Genomic DNA, 26,292 nt, shown 5'->3' with positions numbered 1-26,292 from the left:
CCGGCCGCGCTCACACCCAAATAACGTCGTACGTCCCGGTCGCGATTGTGGCCAGGAGGTATGACGTTACGAAGTCTTTAGGTGTGTCGGATCGTCAAGCCACCGTCAACCGGGATGACCGCGCCGGTGACGAACGACGATGCGGGCAGGCACAGGTTGAGGGTCATCTGGGCGACCTCCTCGGCGAGGCCGTAACGGCGTAGCGGCACGCGCGCCTTCGCGTAGCGCGCCTTGTCCTCGGCGGGATACTTCTCGGTCATGCCGGTATTGATCGGCCCGGGGCAGATGCAGTTGACCGTGACGCCTTGGTAGCCGAGTTCAACCGCGAGCGACTTAGTCAGGCCGGTCACGCCCGCCTTGGACGCGGCGTACGCAAGAATGCCGCGCTGCGCCACGATCGCCTCCGTGGAGGCGATGTTAATGATCCGCGGCGACGGCGACTTGAGCAGATGCGGCAGCGCCAGCCGAACGAGACGGATCTGCGCGGTGAGGTTGACGTCAAGCGTCTTGCTCCAGATCTCCTCGAACTCCTCTTCGTCCATCACGGTGGAGTTGCGGATCGAGACGCCCGCGTTGTTGACCACGATGTCGAGCCGCCCGGCCCACTCGATGGCCTGGCTGACAAGGTGCTTGAGGTGGTCGCGGTCGGCCACGTCGGTGACGACGCCAAGTGCACTGTCTGCGCCGAACCGCTCGTTGATGTCGTCGACGACGGCCGCCACTCGGTCCTCGCCTAGGTCAGCGATGACGACCTTCGCGCCTTCGGATGCAAACAGTTGGGCAGTCGCGCGACCCATACCGCTCGCCGAACCGGTCACGATAGCGACCTCGCCGGTGATCGAGCGACTCAATGACGGGACGGGCGCTGCCTGCGATGGAGTAGTCATGAGCGGATCGTAACTCGCGACGCATTCAGCAGGTCAGCGCGCGTCCGTATCAGTGGGTGTCCTCGGCTGTGACCTCCGAACGATCACCGGACCACAGGGTGTGGAAGGTGCCTTCTTTGTCGGTCCGCTTGTAAGTATGTGCACCAAAGAAATCGCGCTGCCCCTGCACCAGCGCGGCCGGCAGGCGTTCTGCCCGCAGACCGTCGTAGTACGCCAGCGACGAGGAGAACGCCGGTGCGGGAATGCCGGACTGCGCGGCGGCGACGACGACGCGCCGCCAGCCGTCCTGCGCCGCGGTCAGTGCCTCGCGGAAGTACGGCGCGGACAGCAACGCGACGAGGTCCGGCTCATCGGCGTACGCGTCGGTGATCCGATTCAGGAACTGCGCCCTGATAATGCAGCCGCCACGCCAGATCGCTGCTATATCGCCCTTTTTGATGTCCCAGTCGTATTCTTCGGCACCCTGAACGATCAGGTCGAACCCTTGCGAGTAGGCGACGATCTTGGACGCGAACAGTGCGAGCCGGACGTCCTCGATGAACGCTTCAGCGTCGTCGACCGCCGACGCTGACGGGCCGGGCAGATCGCCCGTAACGGCGCGCTGCTTCGGCTTCGAGGACAGCGACCGCGCAAACACCGCCTCAGCGATGCCGGACACCGGAATACCTAGATCGAGCGCGGTCTGGACGGTCCATGCACCGGTCCCCTTCGCGCCGGCTTGGTCGACGATCACATCGACGAGCGCTTTGCCCGTCTCTGCGTCGGTCTGACGAAGCACCTCTGCCGTAATCTCGATCAGGTAGCTGTTGAGCTCTCCGTCGTTCCACTTCCCGAATATGTCGGCGATCTGCGCCGGCGAGGCCCCCGTGCCTTGCCGGATCAAGTCGTAGGCCTCACCGATCAACTGCATGTCGGCGTACTCAATACCGTTGTGGACCATCTTCACGAAGTGGCCCGCACCATCCGTGCCGACATGGGTCACGCAAGGTTCCCCCTCGGCGACGGCAGCAATCGTGGAAAGGATCGGCCCGAGTGTCTTGTATCCCTCGACAGATCCGCCTGGCATCAGCGACGGGCCCTTGAGTGCGCCCTCCTCACCACCCGAGATACCGCACCCGACGAAGTTGATGCCGGTCTCGCGCACCGCCTTTTCGCGCCGGATCGTGTCGGTGAACAACGAGTTGCCGCCGTCCACAATGACGTCACCAGCCTCGAAAACCTCGCACAACTCGTCGATGACCGCGTCGGTTGGGCGACCGGCCTTGACCATGATGATCGCGGTGCGCGGCTTCTGCAGCGAGTCGGCGAACTCCTGCACAGTGGCGGTGTGCACGAAACCGGCTTCCGGATGCGCTTCGAGGAGCGCGTCGGTCTTAGCCGTGGTCCGGTTGTAAACGGCGACCGTGTTGCCTTCGCGACTGGCTAGGTTGCGGGCAAGGTTGGACCCCATGACGGCGAGCCCGACGACTCCGATGTTGGCTGATGGTTCGATCTCGCTCATATTTCGTCCTCACCGTTTGACACGTTCATCACAGGCTATCGCGGGTGACTTGCGACCAGGAGACGAGTCGGCGGACACCGCGCCGTCACGCTACCCAGTCGATGCGGCGGCCTTCGGATCGAGCGCCGGACCTGAGGGGAACAGGGCTATCAGTGCGGCCGGGACCGCGCGCGCACTCCCGACGTCGTACCCGAGCCCGCGGACGGCATCTTGGGAGACAAATCGGTAGCTCATTGCGCTGTCGGTCACCAACCAGTAGACCCGATCTGGCTCCGGTACGTCGCCGTCATACACCAACGCGCCGCTGCCGGCGATAGTGGCCGACTCCGCGGTGCCCGGTCCGCCGACCGCGACGGCGGCGATGCCCTCCCGCGCAGGGACGGTGGCCGGGAGCGCGACTGACGTCGGCCCCGTGCCGTCCTCGGGAATAGACAGGCACAGCGGGGACTCGGGCTGCACGATCAGGTCGAACGGGGAGCCCGAACTCGTCGATATTGCTGTGGCACGGATCGGTATTACGCCCAACAGGTCGTCGGACAGCACGACACTCGGCGAATCGCTCAGCCCCAGAATCGCCTGCGTCTGGGCGGGCAGCCGATAACGCCCGTCCGCAGCCAGAAGCCACGCGGCCCCCGCGCTATCTCGGATGACGGCGGCCGTGCCGGCGGCGAGCGGCTTAGGAGGCGGCAACCCGATGATCAGGTGCAACCGCTGCGGATCCGCTGTCGCACAGACAGTCCAGGGGCCATGCGCGAACTGCTCTGAGCGCGGAAGCACGTCCGGTGCGCCCGGTATCCCGACCGGTGGTCCCTTTGGCGCCTGCGCGACCGCCTCCGCGCCGACCGTGGTGATCTTGCCGCCGCCAGCCAACATCGCCGAACCGAGGTTGAGCGCGGGGTGCACAACCCCGTCGATGACGACGTACCTATCGGTGCTCCCCTTCACCGCGATAGAGCCGTTGTCGGGGATTTCGGCCGTACTCAGCCCGGTCATGAAGCCGACGAGCGCGACGGCCGCGACCGTCACGCACGCGAGGACGAGACTGGCAACGGCCGTGCGTCGTGCCCGCCGAATCGGATCTCGCGTCAGGTCGGGGTCACCACTGAGGAGTGCGGCTGTACGCCGGCGCGCGGCGTACGACTGCGCCTCGGCCTCGGCTGCGGGGGTTGTCACTTGGCTAGTCCCACAGGTTCAAGACGGCACCATAGACGCCGCCGATCGCAAGCACCACTGGCGTTACGGCGACCATCAGCATCATCTCGACGATGTCGCCGAGTCGGCGTAGCCGGTGGGCCCGCCATTGCAGCACTACCGCGACGTTCGTCAGGAAGCAGCCTGCGACAATGATGCCTAGTGCGCTGAGCATCAGCGGGTCTGTCCAGGAGATCACTGATATTAATGCGATTAGTCCGCAGAGTCCGCAGCCGACCAGCGCACCTACCTGCCGGCGATCCCGGAATGTTTGGGCCCGGATCAACGTCAACGCAACTACTACCGCCGCCAATGCATGCGCCGTCGAGTCATCGCCACGAGTGAGGACGAAGACCGCCCCTGCCATCGCGGCGGCGATGCCGGTGACCAGTCCGGATAACGCCTGGGCGGCCCGCCGTACGCTCCCCCTCGCCTGGTCGATCGGTATCGCACCGTCGTGATCCTGCCGATTGTCCAGCGCACTGACCCCGCTCAGTCGCAGCGCCAACGATGGTGCGCCCACGAGCGCTACTATGCCCGCGGCACCTACAATCGCAGCCGCCAGCGAACGCTGACCGGTCGCGAGTAGTACCAGTCCGCCCGTGGCGGCGAAGGCCGAAAACGCCGATGCGGCGTACGGCAACGGTCCCCTCACGCCGAGCAGCAGGCAACCGAGCACGCATACCGCTTCGACGGCGACCGCGGCGGCCAGTACGCCAGCGCCATCGAATCCACCACCGGCAATGGCGTTACCGGTGACCGCAGCCCAACACACCGCGAGCACTACCGCCACTAACGCGTGTTGCCGCGTATCAGCGCACGTCGTCGCCACGTATGCGGCCACCCAGAGGGCCGCGATCGCTCCGGCTCCGATCAACACTCGCTGGGTCGGTTCGAGGCTGGCCGTGACACCCACGACCGCCAGCAACATGGTGATGACACCGAAGGCCATTCCCGCGATGGCGGTATGCCGCGGAAGCCAGTTGGCCTGCGTAGCCTCTTCGCTGATGATCTCCGCGACATCGTCGTAGCGCTCCAGATCGTCGGTCTCGGCGCGGCGTACGAACAGCAGGTCGCCGTCCCGAATGTCCGCGTCGCGCAGACCCACGTCCCGGCTGATCGCCCGGCCATCGACGCCGGCGACCTCCCACGTCTCGGCGCTGAGGTTGCCTTTTATCTTGAGCTCATCGAAGAGAAACGGCAGCAGCAGCGCCAGTGGCACCCTGTTGGGCACCGCAAGATCTGCGCGCCCGGTCGGCGCGAAAACCGTTACCCGCGACCGCTGCATGTCCATCGCCACCGCCATTCTGTACTTCGAGAGCTAGCCCCTTCCGCCATATCCATACGTCGAGTGCTGGTCCTAGCGTTCCTGGAATTGCCGAACTGGCCCGTCAACCACGTCACGGCTGTGGATAGCGACGTCGCTGTCCACAGCCGGCTCACGAACTGCCCACCCCGCGCGAGGAATCTCTACACACGAACTGCCCTGTGTGGACTGGACAGGCAGACCGTGGCATCAACCCCTACGGTAGGAGGATGGATCCTGTCGAGGCACTCCGCGAGATCGCGTACTGGCTTGAGCGTGCCCGCTCCGAAACCCACCGCGTCAAGGCGTACCGGCGCGCAGCGGACATCGTCGAGGGTCTTAGTGCCGATGAACGTGCCACACATCAGAACGACCACAGTTGGCAGAAGCTCGCCGGCATCGGCCCGAAGACGGCGAAGGTCATCGCCGAGTCGTACGACGGGACGCCGGCGTACCTCGCCGAGCTGATGGACGAGGCCAAGCCTATCGGCGGCGGCGAACTGCGAGCGGCGCTCCGCGGTGACCTGCACACTCATTCCAACTGGTCCGACGGTGGAAGCCCGATCGAGGAAATGATGCGTCGCGCGGCCATTCTCGGCCACGACTACTGCGCGCTGACCGACCACTCGCCGCGCCTGACAGTGGCCAACGGGCTGTCCGCGGACCGGCTGCGCGACCAGTTGGACGTCGTCGCGCGGCTCAACGTCGAACTCGCACCGTTTCGCATCCTCACCGGGATCGAAGTCGACATCCTCGAGGACGGGACGCTTGACCAAGACCCCCAACTTCTCGCCGAGCTCGACATCGTCGTCGCGAGCGTTCACTCCAAGCTCCGGTCGGACCGTACGACGATGACCAGGCGCATGGTCACCGCCATCGCCAACCCGCTCGTCGACGTACTCGGACATTGCACAGGGCGACTCGTCGAAGGCGCTCGTGGGACAAGACCTGAGTCCGAGTTCGACGCAGAGATCGTTTTCGAAGGATGCCGCCAGTTCGGTACGGCGGTCGAGATCAACAGCCGACCCGAACGCCAAGACCCACCCGACCGACTTATCGACCTCGCCCTTGAGATGGGCTGCCAGTTCGCGATCGATACCGACGCGCACGCACCGGGCCAGCTCGACTGGCAGGGCTACGGTTGCGAGCGTGCCGAGGCGCGCGACGTGCCGGCAGACCGAGTCATCAACACTCTTCCCGTCGACGAACTTCTCGAATGGTGCGCCGACAATAGGTAGACCGCTCGCCTGTGGATAGTCGCCGCGCCATTCGCGTCAACGGCGCTACGGTCTGAACCCATGCACGGGGCAGCCGATTCCACGTACGACGAGATCGTGCTGCGCGCGCCTCCCACGGTCCCTGACGCCAACGGTGCCGGCGGCCTGATGACCGCGCTGCCCGCGATGGGTGGACTCGGATCGGTGGCGTACATGTTCGCGGGGCCACGCCATCCCGCTACCTACATCGCCGGCGGAGCGTTTCTGCTGCTGTCGTTGGGAATGGTCGTCGGCCTAATTGCTCGCGGGCGTGGTTCTAAGAAACAGGGTCTGGCGCGAAAGCGTCGATCGTACGACGCCTACCTTCGGGGGCAGCGCGCCGTCGTCAGAGACATCGCACGCATGCAGAGGGCTCAAATGAACGAGCGATTCCCTACACCACAGACACTCTGCGCCATCGCACCCTCCATCAAGCCACGCAACGCCGGTGACCGCGATTTCGGGGCACTCCGATTCGGAGTGGCCGCCCAACCGCTCATGGCTGTCCTTCGAGTTGAACCCGACGGTTCCGAGTCGGAGCCGGATATCGCGAGTGTCAGGCAACTCGATCTGTTCATCCAAGCGCACTCGTCACTCCCTGACCTGCCAACGACCATCTCGGTATACGACCACAAAAACATCCGAATTGCCGGAACCCGACAGGAGGTCCTTGGGCTCGGCCGCGCATTAATCACACATGCCGGCGCGTTTCACCGGCCCGGCGGACTCTCGATTTACATATACAGCGACGAAATCAGCGATTGGGAGTGGGCGAAATGGCTACCACACACTCACGGACGCATCGCTGTATCGCCCATGGATCTCGTCGAGCGGCTCCGACATGAGGCCGGGCACTCGATCGTCCTGACCGACGGCACACCACTGACCATTGACGGTGGCGACCGGGTGACTGTCATCCACCTCGGCGCCGCCTCGACGTACGACGCTCAGCTTCACATCGAGGGCGGCTATGTCACCCTCCGACGTGACGACGCGGCTAACACTCGTGCGCGCGCGGACTCGCTGTCAGCAGCCGAGGCCGAGGCCGTCGCCCGGGCAATAGCCCGAAGGTACGCCGAGGGCGCCGGCGTCAATGAGAGTGACAACTCGCTCTATACGCTTCTGAAAATCCCCGGCATACGGGCGATCGACGTGGAGGCGATCCGGGCCAACGCGCGGAATGCGCAACAGCGGCTGACGCTACCAATGGGCACGACCACAGATCTGCGGCCGCTGTTCTTGGATATCAAGGAGCCGGCTCAGGGAGGTATCGGACCGCACGGGCTTGTCGTCGGCGCAACTGGCTCGGGCAAATCGGAGCTGTTGCGCACCATGGTCCTCGGTGCGGCGGCGACACATCCACCAGACTTGCTTAACTTCGTGCTCGTCGACTTCAAAGGCGGCGCCACGTTCGCCGATATGTCTGGGATACCGCACACGTCGGCGTTGATCACCAACCTGCAAGACGACATCGTCATGGTCGACCGAATGCGCGACGCATTGGCCAGCGAGCTGAGCCGGAGGCAACGCCTCCTTAGCGCGGCCGGACATGCGACGTCGATCGGCGAATACGCCCAGCGCCGCTCGGCTCGACCTGATCTTCCGCCGCTTCCAAGCCTGGTCATCGTCGTCGATGAATTTACCGAGCTGCTGGCCCAGCAGCCAGACTTCATCGATGTCTTCGTCCAGATCGGGAGACTTGGTCGGTCGTTAGGGATCCACCTTTTACTTGCCACGCAGCACCTTGACGAGGCCCGGGTCCGTGGCTTGGAATCTCACCTTTCCTACCGGATAGCACTGCGGACGTTCTCCGCCGGCGAGTCACGCGCCGCAATCGGCGTACCCGATGCAAGCGAACTGCCATCGGCCCCCGGCCATGCCTTGTTGCGCAGCGACAGCACGTCGCTCATCCGGTTCAAGGCGGCACATACATTGGGACACGTCGCATCGGCGCCCGCCGCACCAAACGAAGTGACGGTCGAGCGTTTCTCCCTTCTTGGTTCGGCGAAGCCCTCTCACGACAAGTCCGTTGACAAGCCATTCGACAAGCTCAGCGGAGGCCTTACGGGCGACAATGCGGCGCTGCTGATCGCCGCGCTCACCTGCGTCGGCGAGCCGGCGCACAAGATCTGGCTGCCGCCGTTGGACCTGGCCGATCCACTCGATGCCATGCATCCGACGCTCGCGACTCGTACCGGTCGCGGGTACGGCGCGGACCCCGCTCGACCTCCGCTTGTCGTCCCGATCGGCACCGTTGACGAACCGCTGCAGCAACGTCGCAGCCGACTGGCGGTGGATTTCTCCCGCGCCGGTTCGCACTTGGCTGTCGTTGGCGCTCCCCGTTCTGGCAAGTCATCCTTGCTGCGAACGATCGTGCTCGCGGCCGCACTCCGGCATACACCGGCAGAGGCCAACTTCTATCTTCTGGACTTTTCCGACGGTTCGTTGGCAGCACTCGAACCCTTGCCGCACACCGGAAATTTCACGGCGGGCAGAGATCCCGAGATGGTACGGCGTACCGTCCAAGCCCTCACCGACCTCATTGCCACGCGCGAGGGCGCGCCGACGTACGACGGCGCGGACACGTTTCTGGTGATCGACGGGTACGCCGGATTTAGCCACGACTTCGAAGAACTATCGATACAGGTCAGGGCGATCGCCGAACGCGGTGCGGCGTACGGCGTGCACCTAGTGCTCAGCACTCATCGCTGGTCGGACCTACGACATGGGTTGCGGGACTTGTTCGGCACCAGGCTCGAGCTCAAGCTCGGCGACAGTCTCGACTCGGACATCAGCCGGCGCGCGCAAGAAGCCATCCCCGCCGACACGCCTGGGCGCGGGCTGACGCCGGACGGCCGACATTTTCTCGCCGCCGTACCGCGCGCTGACCGCACCCGGGGCATCACGCGCGCCGCCGCCGCAGAACGAGCTTTAGTCAGCCGGATCGCCCGGGACTGGCACGGTCCGGCGGCGCCCCACCTCGAGCCTCTCCCAAGCGTCATCCCGCTGGAAACCCTTACCTATCCGCATAACCGGATCTGTCTCGGGCTCAATGGCCGCACGTTTGAGCCGCTCTGCCTCGACCCGGACGAGGAGATCGGTCTGGTCACTCTCGGCGATCCCGCGTCAGGCAAGACGTCGCTACTACGCAGCATTGGCTGTCAGGTCCAAGACACTTTCCCTGCGGGTACGGCAAAACTGGTCGTCATCGACTACCGCCGCGATCTATTCGGCGATTTCGACGACGCGGCGATCCTCGGGTACGCCGCGACCAAGGACCATGCGAACGAGCTGATCACCGGCGTATGCGATGGGTTGGCCGCCCGCCTGCCCACCAACGAAGCGACGGAGACACAGCTGCGTGATCGCAACTGGTGGAGTGGCCCGCAGATCTACGTGCTCGTCAACGACTACGACCTCGTAGCGAATACGGCAGCCCATCCTCTGCTTCCGCTGCTCGAGTACCTCCCGCACGCCCGCGATGTCGGCCTACGGGTCTTCCTCACCCGGCGTGCGGCCGGCGCCACGAGAGCTGCACTTGACCCGATCGTCGCCCAGTTGATCGAGCTTCAAACGCCGACGCTGCTTCTCAGCGCCCCGCCCGACGAGGGCCGCATCTTCGGCGTACCGGCGAGCCGTCAGGTCCCTGGTCGCGGGACGTACGCCGGCCGCACGGTGGGCACACTGGAGGTCCAGGTCGCGTATGTCCCGCGACGATCGCCACTATGAACGTCACGGGCGCAAGACCAAAGACCAGGTAGAGGAAACGCAACGGCCGCCCCGGGTGTGCATAGATCGACGTACCCGGGATCGGCGGGCCGGCGTTAAAACGGAACGATCGGGTTACGTGGTGCCACCGGAAGATCTCCAGCCACATCGTTCGCCAACTCCACACCCATAGGATGCCGCTCACCCAGAGCACGGCGCGTCTCATGGTTGAAGATTACGCGGGTCAACGAGTGGACAACAGTGCGCCGCCTCCGGTCGGCGGCCACCCGCCGCGAAGAATTGTCAGGCCCATACGGCACAGTGATAGGAGCGTGGTCAGGTCGATCACGACAGTCGACAGAGACGTAGCTGATGAGCGAGCGGACCATAGTCAGAGAAGTACCGCCCGACGACGAACGACGTATGGGTACCGCGGCGACGTACACGCTGATCAGTGGCGCCTTGCTGACCATGCTTTCGTTCTTCATCACCAACGTCGCGCTACCGTCGATTGGCACAGATCTGCACGCGACACCAGCGGCCTTGCAACTGGTCATCGGCTGCTACGGGATCGCTACGGCCGCGCTTGTTGTCGTCGGGGGCAGGCTCGGCGACAGCTATGGACGCAAGCGGCTGTTCCTGATCGGCATGGCCGGGTTCGGCGTGTTCTCCCTACTGTGCGCGCTGTCCCCCAACATCGGCACGCTGCTGGCGATGCGTGCCGGTCAGGGTGCCAGCGGAGCAATGATGACCCCGCAAGTGCTGGCCATCATCAGCGCCACTCTCACCGGCGAGCACCGGGTCCGCGCGATTGGGCTATTCGGGGCTGCCGGCGGACTGGCCACAGCGTTCGGCCAGATCCTCGGCGGCGTGCTCGTCGAAGCAAACATCGCCGGCCTGCAGTGGCGTTCGGTATTCCTTGTCACCGTCCCGATCAGTGCAGTCGGCTTCGTCTTCGCGCTACGACTGCTGCCGGAGACCAAGGCTGAGCGCCGGCTGGCCATCGACTGGGTCGGCGCAATCCTGCTCATCGTCACGCTCTCGCTGCTGCTATTCCCACTGACCGAGGGCCGGCCGTTGGGTTGGCCGTTATGGATCTGGCTGGTCATGGCCGCCTCGGTCCCGGCCGGGGCCGCATTTCTGTTCCTACAGCGACGACTGGACGGCACGCTGCGCACTCCTCTTGTGCCGCCAAGCACGATCGCGCTGCCGCCGCTACGCCTCGGGCTGACGGTCGCAGTCGCGTTCTTCACGACGTTCGGCGGGTTTATGTTCGTCGTCGCGATCGCCACCCAGACCGGCGCCGGCATGTCCGCGCTCGAAGGCGGCCTTACGCTGCTGTCGATGGCGATCGGCTTCCTGGCCGTGTCGATCCCGCTGCCGGCCTTGCAACGGCGGTACGGCGGATACTTGATCACCACCGGCTGGATCATGTTGATCATCGGCTACTGCGCGCTGGGTGCCGTCGTGCTCCTGTCCTGGCCGCACATCACCCCGTGGAATCTCGCCGCCCCGCTGTTGGTCGGCGGCGCGGGCCAGGGTCTGGTGATGATGCCGCTGTTCGGCGTCGTCATCGACCAGGTACCCGCCGAACAGGCCGGGCTCGGCAGCGGCGTACTCGTCACGACACAGCAGACCTGCATCGCGCTCGGCGCGGCGACGGTCGGCACCGCATATCTAGCGCTCACCACCTCGGCCTGGGGCCAGGGCGGGGCGTTCGCGGCGACCTCGATCGGCATCGCGATTATCGGTCTCGCCGCTATCCCCCTGAGCCAGCGGCTCGCCAAGGCACACTAGTTCCGCTTGGCGATCTCGCAATTCTCGGGTGTCCTTTACCATCGTTTGATGGCCGACCTCGGTACCGTCTCCAGGTCGGTAGCGACATGAGCGCCGGGGGTCAGTGGGATCAGCGCAACCGTCACTCGGGCCTGAACTCGCGCGGGTGGCATCGGCCGGTGGCCGAACTAGCCGTGTTGACGGTGTGCCTGGTGCTGTTCTCGCGGTTGCACAACTTGGCAGGCAGCGATGTCGCGCAGGCGAACGCGAACGCGCGGGCGCTGCAATCAGTCGAACGCACACTGAACCTGGATATCGAGGTGGCCGCTAATCACTGGCTTGCTGAGCACGCAGTTCTGATGCAGGCGGCGGTTCTGTACTACCGCCGGTACTACGTGCCGCTTGCCGTCGTGTTGCTGTGGGTGCTTTTTCGGCACGCCGAGACCTACCTCACCGTCCGCCGCACCCTGCTGGTAATGATGCCGTTGGCGTTGGTGGCCTTCTGGCTGGTGCCGATGTCTCCGCCGCGATTTGGTCTGGACGGAATTATCGACATCGTTGCCGAGCATGACCTTGTCTTAGGCGACACCTCGCGCGATATGACGAATGGGCAGAACCACTTCTCGGCGATGCCAAGCATGCACGTCGGGTGGTCTGCGTTGGGCGCCTATGCCGCATGGTTGGCGCTGCGCAGCAGGCGTCCGCGTCTCGCGCTACTCGTCTGGCTATTCCCGATTGTCATGATCGCGGTCGTTCTCACCACCGGCAACCACTACGTCTTGGACGTGGCCGGGAGCGTGGTGCTGCTGTCAGTCTCGATCGCGACTGCGGCCGTGTGGACCGTGACCGTCGCTCGGTGGAGACTCCACAGGAGCAAGAGGTCGATCGAGTGATGCGACCATTGCCCCATCTCCTCGGTTGACACGGGTACGCCGTACTCGACATCCTTGTCGAGTCTGACTAACCACATCTACGACGACTCTGAGGACCGCCCTGTGACCAACATGCCTGCGATTTCGTTAATAGCTGTCCCCGGACGGCGGCAAGCCACCGTCGATGCCGCGGTGGAAGCGGACCAGCGAGGGTTCAGCGCAATCTACTGCCCGAGCAGCGGCGACGCGCTTGGCATTTGTAGCTCGATCGCCCATCTGACGAAGTCGATCAAGTTTGCGACGTCGATCCAGCCGATCTACTTCCAGGTTGCCGCACAGCTGGCCAACCAGGCGTCATACCTCAACGAGATCTCCGGCGGCCGCTTCTCGTTGGGTATCGGTGTCAGCCACGCGCCGGCGCTTGACCGGGTCGGCGCCAGTCGAGGCCGTCCGCTCAGCGACATCCGCCAGTACGTCGCCGATCTGCATGCCAGTGACCCCGCTCCAGGCGTGGCCGGGGCCGGGCTCCCGCCGGTGCTGCTCGCGACGTTGCGCGACAAGATGGTCGACCTGTCGGTCGAGATCGCCGAGGGCGCGATTTGGGCCAACTGCTCGCTCAACGACATCCCCCGCTCGATCGCGCGGATTCCTCAACAGAAGCGCGATGCCGGATTCGTCGTGGCCAACATGATTCCGACCATCATCGACGAGGACAAGGAGGCCGCTGCGGCAAAGCACCGCAAGTCGCTGACCGGTTACGTGATGCTGCCCAACTACCGTAACTACTGGAAATCCGCCGGCTACGAAGAAGAGATGACTGCGATCGAGGCGGCCATCGCAGACGATGACCTCAAGCGCCTGCCCGAATTGATGAGCGATCGTTGGCTGTCCAACTCCACGCTCTACGGCAGCGCCGCCGAAGTCCGCGACGGCGTCACAGCATGGCAGGAAGCGGGCGTCACCACCCCGATCCTGGTCCCATCGGCGCTCAAGGGTGGGCACCTCGCCGGCGTACAGGCCGTCTTCGACGCCTTTAGCAGCTAGCCCGCCGGCCGGGAACATACGAATGATCCCTTCGAAGGCGTGGGCGCCCGAACGTTGTAGGCACACGCCCCGCGCGCCTAGAACGTCTGCCGCTACTGGTTTAGATGACGCCTTCTGCGGCGGGTCGTTGCCGCTCGTCGTCGGAAACACATTTGCCATCATGAACGATCCGTAGTCAGGACGGACTCGTGCCGCCGCACGCATCACGGTCGCAAAGAGCCATCATGATCGACGACGCCGCCATATGGGCAGTCATGTAGTCGATCACCGCGAAACCGGTACGCGCCCGGGCGTTGATTAGGCTCGTCGCTGCCAAACAGTTCTGCGCCGTCGCTTATCTTGCGGTGGGGTGGCTTCGAGGACGAGCATCGGCTGGATTACTCCTTCTGAATTGCGCTGCGCTACATCCCTAATTCGGGGTGTCTCGATCAAGTACGGCACGCGGCCGGGCCTCGCGCTGGTAGCACTGGTGGCGACCGCGGGCTAGGCTAGTACGCGAAGCCCCCTCCTGCGGGTGAGTGGGAAGTTAAGGCCAGGATCCCCGCCGTACAGACGGGACCTGGCCTTCGCGCTGTCTAGAGACGGATATCCACCCGCGTCCGCATCGGCCGCAGAGGATCAATCCACTCGGACTCGCCTGCCCCGGCATCGCCGATGGCTCCTACGACTTGATCGGGTATCCACAACATCGGTTCAACGGAGGCTTCTCGATGTCGACCCGCACGCCGGCGGGAAGCGATTTCTTGCCCCGCAGCTGCACGATGAGTTTCTTGTCCCGTTGATTCAACAATGTGGTGCGTACCCCGCTGCCGGGACGAGCCAGCGCGGTCAGGTCGTATTTCCGGCGACACCCCGCCTACACTCGCGCAATCGGTGATTAATCGGGTGCTCAGCTGACAGGGGACCACGGCCGGAGAGTTGGGAGACTGAGTGGATGCGCGATCTGGCGGAACGAGCGGATGACTTCTCGCGTGCCCCAGTGGCCGCTGCGGTGTTCGTCCTGGCCGACCGCGGCGGTCTGGACGCCGACGCCCTGGCCAACCCGGCGCTGGTGACGGCACTGGCCTCAAGTGCGATCGCCGACCTCACGCCCTGGGTTCCCTCGCCCGGCTCGGCTCGCCTGCGCGCCCAAGTCCTGGAGCAAGTGCGGCCCCTGCGCAGCCTTGTCAACGCCGTCCTGGCCGATCCGCGCAACACCTGGTGGCAGCAGCCCGCAGCGGGCTCGAACCAGGTACACCTGGTCGACCAACGCGCCGCCGAACGGACCCCGAGACCGGACCCAATGCATCTACCCACCTCGGCCGGCATGCCGGGCTTGTGGAATGTCACCTACGCGCAGCGCCCCATCGACTCAGTGCTGACATCGACTCTGCTCCCCGTCCGGGATGGCGAAGTGATCGCCAGTGGAGGTCATGGCGAGCTGGCCTACGGCTGGGATGCCGACCCGATCTATCCGGTGGCCCAGACCCGCCTCAAAGTCGACTCCCACGCGCGGGTGTACGAGATCACCTCGGCGGTCGACTGGCATGCCCTGGCTCTGACCTACGGGGACCCAGAGACTCACCCGGGTCCGGACCGCAGTCTGCTGAACTGTGGTGGTATCGACCACGGCCTGGCGCCTACATGGAACGCCGTGACGCGCGACTACGACGGGGTGCACCTGACCTTCGCCGGTCTGCTTAGCGCCCTGTTTGTCCCGGTCCGCACCGGCGCCGTGAGCACGACCTTGTGGAACTGGACGTCCGAGTGCACGTGTTGGCTGCGCACCGCCTTCACGTCCAGCACGCCGTCGGCAGAACTGCCGACCGAACTAGAGGCTCCAGAAATGCCCAGATTATGGTGACATCGCAGCCTGCAGCTACCGCATGAGTGAGAGCGGATGAATCGTAGGCGCAGCAGGTCCGAGACGAACGCACCCCACGCCAATGCGATGACGCGGAGTTACCGGGTTGCGGTGATCCACGCGCCGTCGATGGTGGCGATACGGAGCCCGGCATCGACCAAATGGGCGGCGATCTGATCGTCCGAGCGGTCCCATAAAACCCACCGCTGCGTCCAGCCGCGAGTATCGAGTCCAGTGATCGCCCTAGACCGCGGCGGTCTTGCTCGCGGCGATCAGCTCGGCGATCTGGATCGTGTTGAGCGCGGCGCCCTTGCGCAGGTTGTCGTTGCTGATGAACAGCGCCAGGCCCTTGTTGTCCGCGACGCTCTGATCCTGCCGGATGCGTCCGACGTACGACGGATCCTGGCCGGCGGCCATCAACGGTGTCGGCACGTCGACCAGCTCGACACCCGGCGCGTTAGCAAGCACTTCGGCCGCGCGCTGCGCCGTGATCGGCGAATCGAACTCGACGTTAATCGAGAGCGAGTGGCCCGTGAAGACCGGCACCCGCACACACGTGCCGGACACGAGAAGCCCCGGGATACCGAGGATCTTGCGGCTTTCGTTGCGCAGCTTCTGCTCTTCGTCGGTCTCGTTGGAACCGTCCTCGACGACGCTACCGGCCATCGCAAGCACGTTGAATGCGATGGGTGCGACGTACTTCTGCGGCTGCGGAAATTCGACCGCGTCGCCGGCAAACGCCAGCCCGCGGGCGCCATCGACCACAGCACTGGCCTGGTCGGCGAGCTCGTCGACGCCGGCGACACCACTGCCGGAAACCGCCTGGTACGTCGAGGCGACCAGCCGGGTGAGGCCGGCCTCAGCGTGCAGTGCGCGCAGCACCGGCATAGCGGCCATCGTCGTGCAGTTGGGGTTGGCGATGATGCCGAGTTTGGCGTCCTTGATCGCTTCGGGGTTGACCTCGGAGACGATCAGCGGCACGTCAGGGTTCATCCGCCACGCCGACGAGTTGTCGATGACGATAGCGCCGGCCTCGGCGTACTTCCGTGCGAGCGCCTTAGACGTCGCCCCGCCCGCGGAAAACAGCGCGATGTCCAGCCCCGTGAGGTCCGCTTCGGAGGCGTCCTCGACGGTGATCTGCTCGTCACCCCACGGCAGGGTCGACCCGGCCGAACGGGCAGACGCGAAGTAGCGAATCTTATCTACCGGAAAGTTGCGCTCCGCGAGAAGCGTGCGCATGACGCCGCCGACCTGACCGGTCGCGCCAACAATTCCAACAGTGAATCCCATGATCTATCGTCCCGTCCCTGCGTGTACCTCGGCGACCTGATCGCCACCGAGCTGGAAAGCTTCGTGTAATGCCGCCACGGCGGAATCGACCTCGGTGTCCCGGGTCAGCACCGAAATGCGAATTTCGGAGGTCGAGATGATCTCGATATTGACGTCGACCGACGCCAGCGCCTCACAGAAGGTCGCCGTCACGCCCGGATGCGAACGCATGCCGGCGCCGATCAGCGAGACCTTGCCGATGTGGTCGTCGTACAGCAGCCGGTCGAAGCCGAGCTCGGCGCGGCTGCGGTTGAGCGCTTCCATGGCGCGCTGTCCATCGTTCTTCGGGAGCGTGAAGGTCACGTCGGTCTTGCCGGTGCCGACCGCCGACACGTTTTGCACAACCATGTCGATGTTGATCTCGTTGTCCGCGATTGTGCGGAAGATCTTGCCCGACGTACCCGGGTGATCGACGACGCCGATCACGGTGATTTTTGCTTCCGACCGGTCGTGCGCGACGCCGGTGATGATCGCCTGTTCCACAGGAAGATCCTCCATCGATCCTTGGACAACGGTGCCGGGCTTCGTGGTGTACGACGACCGGACGTGAAGGGGAATGTCATATGCGCGGGCGTATTCGACCGCGCGCAGGTGCAGGATCTTGGCGCCGGAGGCGGCCATCTCGAGCATCTCTTCGTACGTGATGGTGCGCAGTTGGGAGGCGTTGGGGACGATCCTCGGGTCGGCGGTGTAGACGCCGTCGACATCGGTGTAGATCTCACACACGTCGGCGCCAAGCCCGGCCGCGAGCGCTATCGCGGTGGTGTCCGAACCGCCTCGGCCGAGCGTGGTGATCTCCTTGCTGTCCTGCGAGACGCCCTGGAAGCCAGCCACAAGTGCAATCGCACCGTCATCGAGCGCTTGGCGCACACGGCCCGGAGTCACGTCGATGATCTTGGCGCGGCCATGTTGAGCATCGGTAATCACGCCGGCTTGCGATCCGGTAAAGGATCGGGCTTCGGCACCGAGCGCGTCGATTGCCATCGCGACGAGTGCGTTGCTGATGCGCTCGCCGGAGGTGAGCAGCATGTCGAGCTCACGAGCAGGAGGGAGCGGCGTGACCTTCTCGGCCAGATCGAGCAACTCGTCGGTGAAGTCACCCATCGCGCTGACCACCACGACGACGTCGTTGCCGGCGCGGCGCGTCTCGACGATACGTTCGGCTACCCGCTTGATCCGGTCAGCGTCCTGTACCGACGATCCGCCGTACTTCTGGACGACTAGCGCCACCGGAACCTCCACACGAAAAAGGACCCGCCTCCGGGTCCGCGATGACTCCCAACAAGGTTGCTGCCCACTCGCGGGCTGCTCAGCACCAGGTCAGCCGACAGTCGGCCGCTTGATACCAACGACGATCCTACCGCCGCCGCATTGCCGCGCCCACTGAATATGAGCAGACGCACGCTGAACCGGCGTACCCCCGGGTTGTCATGTACGAAGCGGTGGGTTTACAGTCAATCACTATGTACGGCGCGCTCCTACTCCTTAGCGGCCGCGACGAGACCCTTTAGAGGTCGGCACCCTCGTCGCGGAGTTTTGGCATGTACGCCGACGCGACGCATCACCTACGCGTAGATCCCACAGCGAATCCGCGTCGAAGCATCGAACTTTTACACTAATCCGCGGAATCCCTGCCGCCATCCGGCAGCCATCATCATTCCGCCGAATGAGGAGCCACGTAAGACCATGGGCAACACCACGCGATTCATCAACCCGCAGCAGCCGTCCGGAATGCCGATCCACAAATACGCGCCATTCCAGCCGATCTCCCTGCCGGACCGTACCTGGCCGGACACGGTGATCGAACGCGCGCCGCAGTGGTGTGCCGTAGACCTGCGTGACGGCAACCAGGCGCTCATCGACCCGATGACTCCTGCCCGCAAGCGCCGGATGTTCGATCTTCTGATCAAAATGGGCTACAAGGAAATCGAGGTCGGTTTCCCGGCCGCGAGCCAGACCGACTTCGATTTCGTCCGCCAAATCATCGAGCAGGACGCGATCCCCGACGACGTCACGATCCAGGTCCTGACCCAGGCGCGCGACGAACTCATCGAGCGCACCTTCGAGTCGGTCCGCGGCGCGGGCCGGGCCATCGTGCATCTCTACAACTCCACCTCGACGCTGCAGCGCCGGGTCGTGTTCGGTCTGGACACCGACGGCATCGTCGATATCGCCCTCAACGGTGCGCAGCAGTGCGTGAAGTACCGCGAGATGGCCGGCAACACCGACATCCGCTTCGAGTACTCCCCCGAGTCCTACACCGGCACCGAGCTGGAGTTCGCGGCCGAGATCAGCAACAAGGTCATGGATGTGTGGGAGCCGACGCCGGACTGGCCGGTCATCATCAACCTGCCCGCGACCGTCGAGATGGCCACGCCCAACGTGTACGCCGACTCGATCGAGTGGATGGGACGCCACCTCAACAACCGTGACTCGGTCATCCTGTCGCTGCACCCGCACAACGACCGCGGTGAGGCCGTCGCCGCAGCCGAGCTCGGCTACATGGCAGGCGCCGACCGCATCGAGGGCTGCCTGTTCGGCAACGGCGAGCGCACCGGCAACGTGTGCATCGTGACGCTCGGGATGAACCTGATGAGCCAGGGCATCGACCCGCAGATCAACTTCAGTGACATCGACGAAATCCGCCGTACGGTCGAATACTGCAACCAGTTGCCGGTCAACGAACGCCACCCGTACGGCGGCGACCTCGTTTACACCGCCTTCTCCGGGTCCCACCAGGACGCGATCAAGAAGGGCTTCGAGTGGATGGACCGCGACGCGGCCACGGCCAAGAAGACCGTCGACGAGATCCCCTGGGCCGTCCCCTACCTGCCGATCGACCCGAAGGACGTCGGGCGCACCTACGAAGCGGTTATCCGGGTCAACTCGCAGTCCGGCAAGGGCGGCGTCGCCTACATCATGAAGTCCGAATACCAGATGGACTTCCCGCGCCGGCTGCAGATCGAATTCAGCGGCGTCGTACAGCGGCTGACCGACACCGACGGCGGTGAAGTCACCCCACACGCGATGCTCGAGATCTTCAACGACGAGTACCTGCCTAACGACAAGAAGCCGTGGGGCCGCTACACGCTTAAGGGGCACAGCAACACCTCGACGGAGGGCGAGCTCGATGCGATCACCGTCGAACTCGAGGCCGACGGCAAGCCGATCACCCTCACTGGCGAGGGCAACGGCCCGATCAACGCCTTCTGCGATGCGGTGTCACAAGTCGGCGTCGAGGTACGTGTACTCGACTACGCAGAGCACGCGATGAGCGCCGGCGATGACGCACGCGCGGCGTCGTACGTCGAGTGCGCGATCGGCGAGCGGGTGCTCTGGGGCGTGGGTATCGACGCCAACATCGTGACCGCCTCTCTCAAAGCGATCATCTCGGCGGTCAACCGCGATGCCCGCGACGCCGAACTGGTCTAACTTCCCGCTCGTGTAACGAATCGTGCACTTGTGTCACCGACCTCGGTGACACAAGTGCACTTTTCATGACACAAGCAGCACAGGCAGCGATCGTCCCGGTCGACATCTGACGCGCACGGAACGCTCGGGGCTTAGTCGGACGGCCAGCGGGGTTCGGCGTTGGGATCGATGCCCAGCACCTCTTTGCCGATGGTCTCAATCGCCACATCGTTGGACGGTGGGTGAAACTGCCCCGCCCGTACGTCGCGGTAGTAGCGTTCGAGCGGCAGCTTGCGGAAGATCCCATGCCCACCGACCATCCGCACACACCGGTCGACAGCGGCATCGGCCGCATTGACCGCGACGTACTTCAGCGCCTGGATGTCCGCGGGCTGCAGCAGTTCTCCGTCGATGCGCCGACGAAGTGCGTCGCCCAGCATCGCCTCCGCCGGGCGCAGCGTCAGTTCGATGTCTGCTGCGCTGGCAATCTGCGCAGGCTGGCGCGCCATCGGCAGCGAGGCACCGGTGACAGTCCGGTTGCCGACGTAGTCGTATGCGAACGCCGCCGCCGCACGACCAATACCGAGATAGACCGCGGCAACGGAGGCGGCGAACCAGGAGAAAATCCGCTCCTGGGCGGCGTCCCACACGGGCGGCTGGTCGGGGTTCATGCCGCGCTGTACGGCGGTCTCCGGCACGAAAACGTCCTCGAAGACGACGTCCCACGAACCGGTGCCGCGCATCGCCATTGTGTCCCAGGTGTCGACGAACTTGAGACCCTCGGTGGCTCGCGGGATCCCGAACAGCAGCAGTTGACCGGTTTCGGTGTCCGCCGCGGTCCCCCAGAAAAACTGCAGCACCGGGGCCAGCGAGCAGAAGGCTTTGCGCCCGGAGATCACGTATCCGCCGTCCACCGGCTTCGCCGGCGTGGAGGAGGTGCGCACATTGAGCCCGGTCGCAGCGTCGGTCAGGCTACCTCCGACAATGACTCCAGAGCTGACCATCCTCAGGATCGGTTCGGCTTCACGCTCGCCGCGGTACCAACCCTCGGCCGCAGCGCCGACGCCGAAGAGATGCATATTGATCGCGAGGGCGGTTGATGCGCATCCCCCCGCGATGATTCTTTGGCAGGTGGCAAAGGTCGCGAGGTCCGCTCCTCCTCCACCCAGTTCTGTCGGTACGACAGACGTCAGGTACCCGACCTCCCTCATCCGTTCGATGTTCTCGACGGGGAAGCGAGCTTCCCGGTCGATCTCCGAGGCGCGCGAAGCGAATTCCTCGGCGAGGTCGGTAGCGACAGCAGGCCAGTCAGTCATGGTTAGGGCTCCACGATGATCTTGCAATGTTCTTCTGGGTTCCCGAGGGCTTCGAACGCCCACGGCACTTCGTCAAGCCCAACTCGGGCGGTAACTAGCGGTGCGACGTCGATGTCGCCCTCGGCGATCGAGCGTAGTGACGCCGCCAACTCCTCGGGTGTGTAGCCGAGGACGAACTGCACGGACAACTCTTTGCTGATGCCGAAGTAGGGGTTGACCGTGTCGGCGTTCATACATACGCCGACCACGACCGCGCGCGACTGCGCCGGGGCGTAGCGCAGGATCTCGTCGAGGACGCCTGGTACGCCGATGGCCTCGAACACCACGAGCGGGCCCGCGGCGCCCGCTCGCGCCCATGCGGTCTCCTCGCGCGGGTCGACCACGTCGGTAGCGCCGAGGCCTTCGGCCAGCGCGCGGCGCGCCGGGGAGTAGTCGGCTGCAATGATCGATGTGACTCCGCGCATTTTCAGTGCCCCGATTACCGCCAGCCCGACCGGCCCACAGCCGAGTACCACGGCCTTTTCGGTCTGCTCGATCCGCGACCGGTTCACAGCGTGCAGTCCCACCGCCATGGGTTCGGTCAGCGCTGCGAGGTCGGTGGACAACCCGTTCGGAACCGGTAGCAGAAGCGGCGCCGAGAGCAGAAGCCGCTCGCCGTATCCGCCGTAAACGTGGTTGGAGTAGACGATCGGGTCAACCGCCCCGTCGGGGCGAAGCAGCACCGGAAACGACGTCACGGCCGTCCCCGCCGGCGGCGCCTCGGTGTTGGGTCCGGCCTCGAGCACCTCGCCAGCGAACTCGTGACCCATGAAGATATCTCGGCTCAGGTCAATTGGCTCCCTGTCCGGGCGAGGAACTCCTTCCATTTGCTGGCCGAGCGCGAGCATGTCAGCCCCGTGCTTGGCGAAGTGCAGATCCGACCCGCAGATCCCGCAGGCCTTGACCTGTACGAGCACCTGGCCCGGGCCAGGTACCGGCTCGGGAAGATCGTCTCGGACGATGATCCCGCCGCCGCTCAGCACTGCCGCGCGCATCAGTTCGACCCCGTCGATTGGGTCTGATCGGACTCTTGGGCGTGGCTCTTGATCGCGTTCACGATCGCCTCGCCGGCGCGGCCGAGCAACGCGTCTTTCTTGCTCACCGCCCAGGCGTGCGAGGCCCGCGGCGCCGCGAGCCGGCCCTTGAAATGCGGGATGACATGACGCGCGAATAGCCGGTACGACTCGATGGTCGCAGCCGGCGACGCCCAGTCATGGCCCAGCATCAGGAACGCTCCGAACCCGCCGGACTGCTCCAGCAGCCCCTCGATGTATTCGATGGCATCGTCCGGCGTGCCGATCATCGCGCGTCCGCTGTCGGCGTACTGAGTGATGAATCCTTCGTCCGAGAGCTCGCCGTTGTCGCCGTCGGCGAGCGGCACGAATCCCGCGCCTCCGCCGCCGAAGTAGGCGGCGAAGTCACGCAGCCCGTATTTGCAGTCGTCCACGGCCTGCTGCCGGGTCTCGGCGATGTGCATCTGCCCGAGCACGCGCCAGGTCGAGCGGTCCGGTGCCGGCTGGCCGGCCTTCGCCGCCTGCTCTTCGACCACACCCCACGCGTTGCCGATCGCCGCGAAGCCCTCAGCGGCAGCAGACATCGACAGAGATAGCAGCGATGCGCCGTACATCCCGGCCAACCGTGGGCCGGACGGCGAAATCATTGCGGCGACCGCGATCTCCGGGTGCGGCCATTGATACGGCCGCAGTTGCAGGCGGGCCTCGCGCATCGTGAACCAGTCGGTCTCGCGGGTGACCGGCTCCTCGCTGGTGAACAGCGCGATCACAGCCTCCAGAGCTTCCTCATGCATGCGCCGCTGGTTGACGGGGTCGATGCCGAGGATGGACGCATCGGTGGGCAGCGCGCCCGGTCCGGTGCCGAAGATGATCCGTCCGCGGGTCAGGTGATCGAGCAGGCAGATCCGGTCGGCCAGCAGCCAGGGATGGTGATACGGCATCGACACGACGCCGGTACCCAACTTGATGTGTTTGGTGCGTTGCGCGGCCGCCGCGATGATCAATTCAGGGTTGCCCCACAGCTCATAACCGCCTGAGTGATGCTCGCCGAACCAAGCCTCGTCAAACCCAAACCGGTCGAGTGCCTCGACCCGTTCCAGGTCGTACTCCAGCGCGAGAGTCGGATCCTGCCCGAGGGGATGGAACGGAGCGTAGAAGACTCCGAAGTTCAGTGGACGGCCCACGTTAGTGCTCCTTAGTGATATCCCGCAGCCAGTTCAGCAGTGCGGTGTTGACCTCATTGGCTTTTTCCTGCTGCACCCAGTGGCCGGCATCCTCGATCAGCTGGTTGCCGCGGAAGTCAGTCAGCCACTGCGCCTGGGCATCCGGGGGCGCCATCAGTAGCACCGGGTCGAGCTTTCCGCCGATGAACAGGCTCGGTACGTCGATCGTGGCCCCGTCCAGTTGCGGGGTCAGCTCCCAGTTGCGGTCGAAGTTGCGGTACCAGTTAAGGCCGCCCGTGAACCCGGTCCGAGTGAACTCGGCGACGTAGACGTCCAGCTCTTCCTGCGACAACCAGGCCGGCAGGTGGGCCGGCTCGGGCGCCCGCTCGACGAAACCGCGACCGTCGTCGGCGTTGGCCTCAATCGAGGTGCCGACGTCGGTGCGCGTGCCCGACAACAAGCGCCGCATGACCTTTGCCGGATCCGCGTCCAGCTCGGCATCGGCCACTCCCGGCTCCTGGAAGTAGAGGATGTAGAAGAACTGGCCGTCGAAGACTTGTCGCCACAATTGTGTCGGCGGAGCCGGCGGGCGCGGGCTGAACGGCACGCTCATCCCGCACACGCCCGCTACCCGGTCGGGGTGCAGCAGAGTGGTCTGCCAGACCACCATGGAGCCCCAGTCATGCCCGACGAGCACGGCCTTCTCGGCGCCGATTTCATCGATCAGCCCGATCAGGTCGGCACTCAGGTGCTCGATGTCGTAGGCGGCGATCTCTTCCGGACGGGAGCTGAGGCCATATCCACGTTGATCGGGCGCCAGTACGCGGTAACCGGCCTCGGCCAGAGCGGGCACCTGATGGCGCCACGAGTAGCCCAGCTCGGGGAAGCCGTGAGCCAGAATGACGAGTGGCCCGTCCGATGGGCCCGCGTCAATGACATTCAACTCCACATCGTTTACTGCAATCGTGCGTCGTCGGAGCACCTCGACACCTCCTGGTAACGGGCGTTACCAGGATCGTAAAGTACGGTTGCAGGTGTTGCCAAGAGTCGATCCTCCAAACAGACAAACCCGGTGGGCAGGGGTGCCCGCGGCCGACCGGGTAGTTGAACGCCGCTCTCTCCTGCTCGCCGCGGGCTTGGAACTGCTCGGCACGCACGGCCTGTCGGGCACGACCGTCCGCGGGGTCTGCGCGCAGGCCCGGCTCAACGCGCGCTACTTCTACGAGAGCTTCCCCGACCTCGACGCCCTTGTCGTGGCCGTTTTCGACGACGTGGTCGACCAACTGCGCGTCTGCGTCACCGAGGCTGTCGAGGCAGCAGGCGACGACCCCGTCGGCCGCGTCCGGGCCATGGTCGCCAGTACGGCGGCGTACGTCGACTCCGACCGACGGCGCGCACAGGTGCTCTACATCGAGGGCCGCGACCAGGCGCACCTACAGCGCCGACGGGTCGAGTCCTCCTCCCTGATCGTTGACCTGGTGGCTACCGAAGCCGCAGGACAACAACCAGGCCCGACCCACCGGGTCGTCGCCTCGGTCCTGGTCGGTGGGTTTAGCGAACTGCTCATCCGGTGGCTCGACGGACAGATACCTCTGGAGCGCGGTCAACTCGTGGACGCCGCGACCGAACTATTCCTCGCCATCGGCCGGGTCGGCGCCCGACTCTCCTCTGCCGCCGATACCGGGCACGGGCAGGACGTCGCCGTCACCGATGGCCGTGACCGCAAATCGGTCCAGACGTAACATCCGCTACCGAGCAAGCGAGGCGGCGTACGACGCCGGTGTCCGGCCAGTCGCCGCGTGAAAGTCGCGCACGAGGTGGGCCTGGTCGGCGTAACCAAGGTCGGCGGCCACCTGCGCCCACGACGGGCGCTCGCCGTTGCGGACCGTCTCGGCGACGTCGAGCAGACGGTAGCGTCGCAGCATCCAACTCGGTGACACCCCGGCGTACTGGGAGAACAAGCGCTGCAACGTCCGCGAGGAAATCCCCGCGCGCGAAGCCAAGTCCGCCAGCCGACGGATTGAGCGGTCCGTCTCGGCAAGCCGGGCCACGGCGGCTACCTGACGCGCGGTTTCGGCGCGGTGCGGTACAAGCGCGCCTTCAAGCGCACCGGCCAATAGCTCGACGCGCGCGCCGTCGTCCGGCGCATTGACGAGGCGGCGTACCAGGCCGGTCTCGTCGATCGCCAAGACCTGGCCCAGTGGCACTTCCTTGTTAGTGAACTCGGCAACCGAGCCGCAGATAAAAGCACCCAGTCCGCCTGGAGTGGTCATCGCCGCGACAGCCCACCCGCGGCCTGCGAGGTGTCGCGTCATCAGACTGGTCGCGACACCGTTGAACACCGCCTCCGGGCTGCGTTCGATCACGGGGGCGGAGGCATCGCGCGCATCGGGATGGCTGACGCTGAGATTGCCGCCCGGATGCGTGAGGATGTGCTGGGTGTGGACGCTGCCAGCGGGTAAATCCCACTGCACCGTCCAAAAACGGTCAACGAGGCCGGCCAATGTCTCAGGCACCGGGTATCGGTTAAGAGTCAGCCGCTGGCGCAGCATCCACGGGTCGAGAATCCCGCGGCTGTCCCGCTCCACCGGGGCCGGTTCGCTAGTCACAGGAACGACGCTAGACCAGCTCACCGAC

Annotated in this window: 19 protein-coding genes; 8 read left to right on the top strand and 11 right to left on the bottom strand. The window is 65.1% G+C overall.

Annotated elements, in window-relative coordinates; translation table 11 throughout:
* Positions 1-77: 77 nt before the first annotated feature.
* The 4 genes from CLV47_RS05620 to eccD all read right to left on the bottom strand — a co-directional run bounded on the left by CLV47_RS05620 (position 78) and on the right by eccD (position 4,873).
* Positions 78-887 (bottom strand): SDR family NAD(P)-dependent oxidoreductase, encoded by an 810-nt coding sequence (locus CLV47_RS05620; RefSeq protein ID WP_106348035.1) that lies wholly within the window; start codon positions 885-887, stop codon positions 78-80.
* Between the two features lie 49 nt (positions 888-936).
* Positions 937-2,388: an NADP-dependent phosphogluconate dehydrogenase gene (gene gndA, locus CLV47_RS05615; protein WP_106348034.1), complete on the bottom strand. Its 1,452-nt coding sequence runs from the start codon at positions 2,386-2,388 to the stop codon at positions 937-939.
* Between the two features lie 90 nt (positions 2,389-2,478).
* Entirely contained in the window at positions 2,479-3,561 is a 1,083-nt protein-coding gene (locus CLV47_RS05610) for a type VII secretion protein EccB (RefSeq protein WP_106348033.1), read from the bottom strand.
* Positions 3,562-3,565: 4 nt separating this feature from the next.
* On the bottom strand, positions 3,566-4,873 hold the full coding sequence (eccD, locus tag CLV47_RS05605; protein ID WP_238145256.1) for a type VII secretion integral membrane protein EccD: 1,308 nt from the start codon (positions 4,871-4,873) through the stop codon (positions 3,566-3,568).
* A gap of 242 nt (positions 4,874-5,115) precedes the next feature.
* On the opposite strand from eccD, the gene CLV47_RS05600 reads away from it, so the two are divergent.
* The 6 genes from CLV47_RS05600 (at position 5,116) to CLV47_RS05575 (ending at position 15,384) form a co-directional block, all read left to right on the top strand.
* Positions 5,116-6,123, top strand: coding sequence for a PHP domain-containing protein (locus CLV47_RS05600; RefSeq protein ID WP_106348031.1), 1,008 nt, complete (start codon positions 5,116-5,118; stop codon positions 6,121-6,123).
* 60 nt (positions 6,124-6,183) lie between these two features.
* Positions 6,184-9,870 carry a type VII secretion protein EccCb gene (eccCb, locus tag CLV47_RS05595; RefSeq protein ID WP_106348030.1) on the top strand — a complete coding sequence of 1,229 codons (3,687 nt, stop codon included), beginning with the start codon at positions 6,184-6,186 and terminating at the stop codon, positions 9,868-9,870.
* Positions 9,871-10,221: 351 nt separating this feature from the next.
* Positions 10,222-11,646: an MFS transporter gene (locus CLV47_RS05590; RefSeq protein WP_106348029.1), complete on the top strand. Its 1,425-nt coding sequence runs from the start codon at positions 10,222-10,224 to the stop codon at positions 11,644-11,646.
* Positions 11,647-11,732: 86 nt separating this feature from the next.
* Positions 11,733-12,518: a phosphatase PAP2 family protein gene (locus tag CLV47_RS05585; RefSeq protein WP_202862407.1), complete on the top strand. Its 786-nt coding sequence runs from the start codon at positions 11,733-11,735 to the stop codon at positions 12,516-12,518.
* 111 nt (positions 12,519-12,629) lie between these two features.
* A complete protein-coding gene (locus CLV47_RS05580) occupies positions 12,630-13,541 on the top strand; it encodes an LLM class flavin-dependent oxidoreductase (RefSeq protein ID WP_238145255.1) in 912 nt (303 codons plus the stop codon).
* Positions 13,542-14,475: 934 nt separating this feature from the next.
* Entirely contained in the window at positions 14,476-15,384 is a 909-nt protein-coding gene (locus CLV47_RS05575; protein ID WP_106348027.1) for a hypothetical protein, read from the top strand.
* 243 nt (positions 15,385-15,627) lie between these two features.
* Here CLV47_RS05575 and CLV47_RS05570 read toward each other — a convergent pair whose 3' ends face one another.
* Positions 15,628-16,674, bottom strand: coding sequence for an aspartate-semialdehyde dehydrogenase (locus CLV47_RS05570; protein ID WP_106348026.1), 1,047 nt, complete (start codon positions 16,672-16,674; stop codon positions 15,628-15,630).
* Positions 16,675-16,677: 3 nt separating this feature from the next.
* Entirely contained in the window at positions 16,678-17,943 is a 1,266-nt protein-coding gene (locus tag CLV47_RS05565) for an aspartate kinase (protein ID WP_106348180.1), read from the bottom strand.
* Between the two features lie 456 nt (positions 17,944-18,399).
* Here CLV47_RS05565 and leuA point away from each other — a divergent pair, with 456 nt between their 5' ends.
* Complete coding sequence (leuA, locus tag CLV47_RS05560) at positions 18,400-20,145, top strand: 2-isopropylmalate synthase (RefSeq protein ID WP_202862406.1); 1,746 nt, start codon at positions 18,400-18,402, stop codon at positions 20,143-20,145.
* A gap of 131 nt (positions 20,146-20,276) precedes the next feature.
* Here the strand turns inward: leuA and CLV47_RS05555 are convergent, their stop codons facing one another.
* Genes CLV47_RS05555 through CLV47_RS05540 form a run of 4 tightly spaced genes read right to left on the bottom strand, consistent with a single transcriptional unit; the run spans position 20,277 to position 24,637 of the window.
* Entirely contained in the window at positions 20,277-21,440 is a 1,164-nt protein-coding gene (locus CLV47_RS05555; RefSeq protein ID WP_106348025.1) for an acyl-CoA dehydrogenase family protein, read from the bottom strand.
* 2 nt (positions 21,441-21,442) lie between these two features.
* Complete coding sequence (locus tag CLV47_RS05550; RefSeq protein WP_106348024.1) at positions 21,443-22,474, bottom strand: zinc-binding dehydrogenase; 1,032 nt, start codon at positions 22,472-22,474, stop codon at positions 21,443-21,445.
* On the bottom strand, positions 22,474-23,676 hold the full coding sequence (locus tag CLV47_RS05545) for an LLM class flavin-dependent oxidoreductase (protein WP_106348023.1): 1,203 nt from the start codon (positions 23,674-23,676) through the stop codon (positions 22,474-22,476). The genes CLV47_RS05550 and CLV47_RS05545 overlap by 1 nt, the downstream gene beginning before the upstream one ends.
* A 1-nt stretch (position 23,677) precedes the next feature.
* The gene (locus CLV47_RS05540) at positions 23,678-24,637 is read right to left on the bottom strand and encodes an alpha/beta fold hydrolase (protein ID WP_106348022.1); all 960 of its coding nucleotides are present in this window, start codon (positions 24,635-24,637) and stop codon (positions 23,678-23,680) included.
* 100 nt (positions 24,638-24,737) lie between these two features.
* On the opposite strand from CLV47_RS05540, the gene CLV47_RS05535 reads away from it, so the two are divergent.
* Positions 24,738-25,397, top strand: coding sequence for a TetR/AcrR family transcriptional regulator (locus CLV47_RS05535; protein ID WP_170110968.1), 660 nt, complete (start codon positions 24,738-24,740; stop codon positions 25,395-25,397).
* Between the two features lie 6 nt (positions 25,398-25,403).
* Here the strand turns inward: CLV47_RS05535 and CLV47_RS05530 are convergent, their stop codons facing one another.
* Positions 25,404-26,264, bottom strand: coding sequence for a helix-turn-helix domain-containing protein (locus CLV47_RS05530; RefSeq protein WP_170110967.1), 861 nt, complete (start codon positions 26,262-26,264; stop codon positions 25,404-25,406).
* Between the last annotated feature and the right edge of the window lie 28 nt (positions 26,265-26,292).

It is taken from the genome of Antricoccus suffuscus (assembly GCF_003003235.1).
Taxonomy (GTDB): domain Bacteria; phylum Actinomycetota; class Actinomycetes; order Mycobacteriales; family Antricoccaceae; genus Antricoccus; species Antricoccus suffuscus.
Note: the sequence above shows the minus strand (reverse complement) of the source record. Positions and strands in the feature narration are given on the sequence as shown.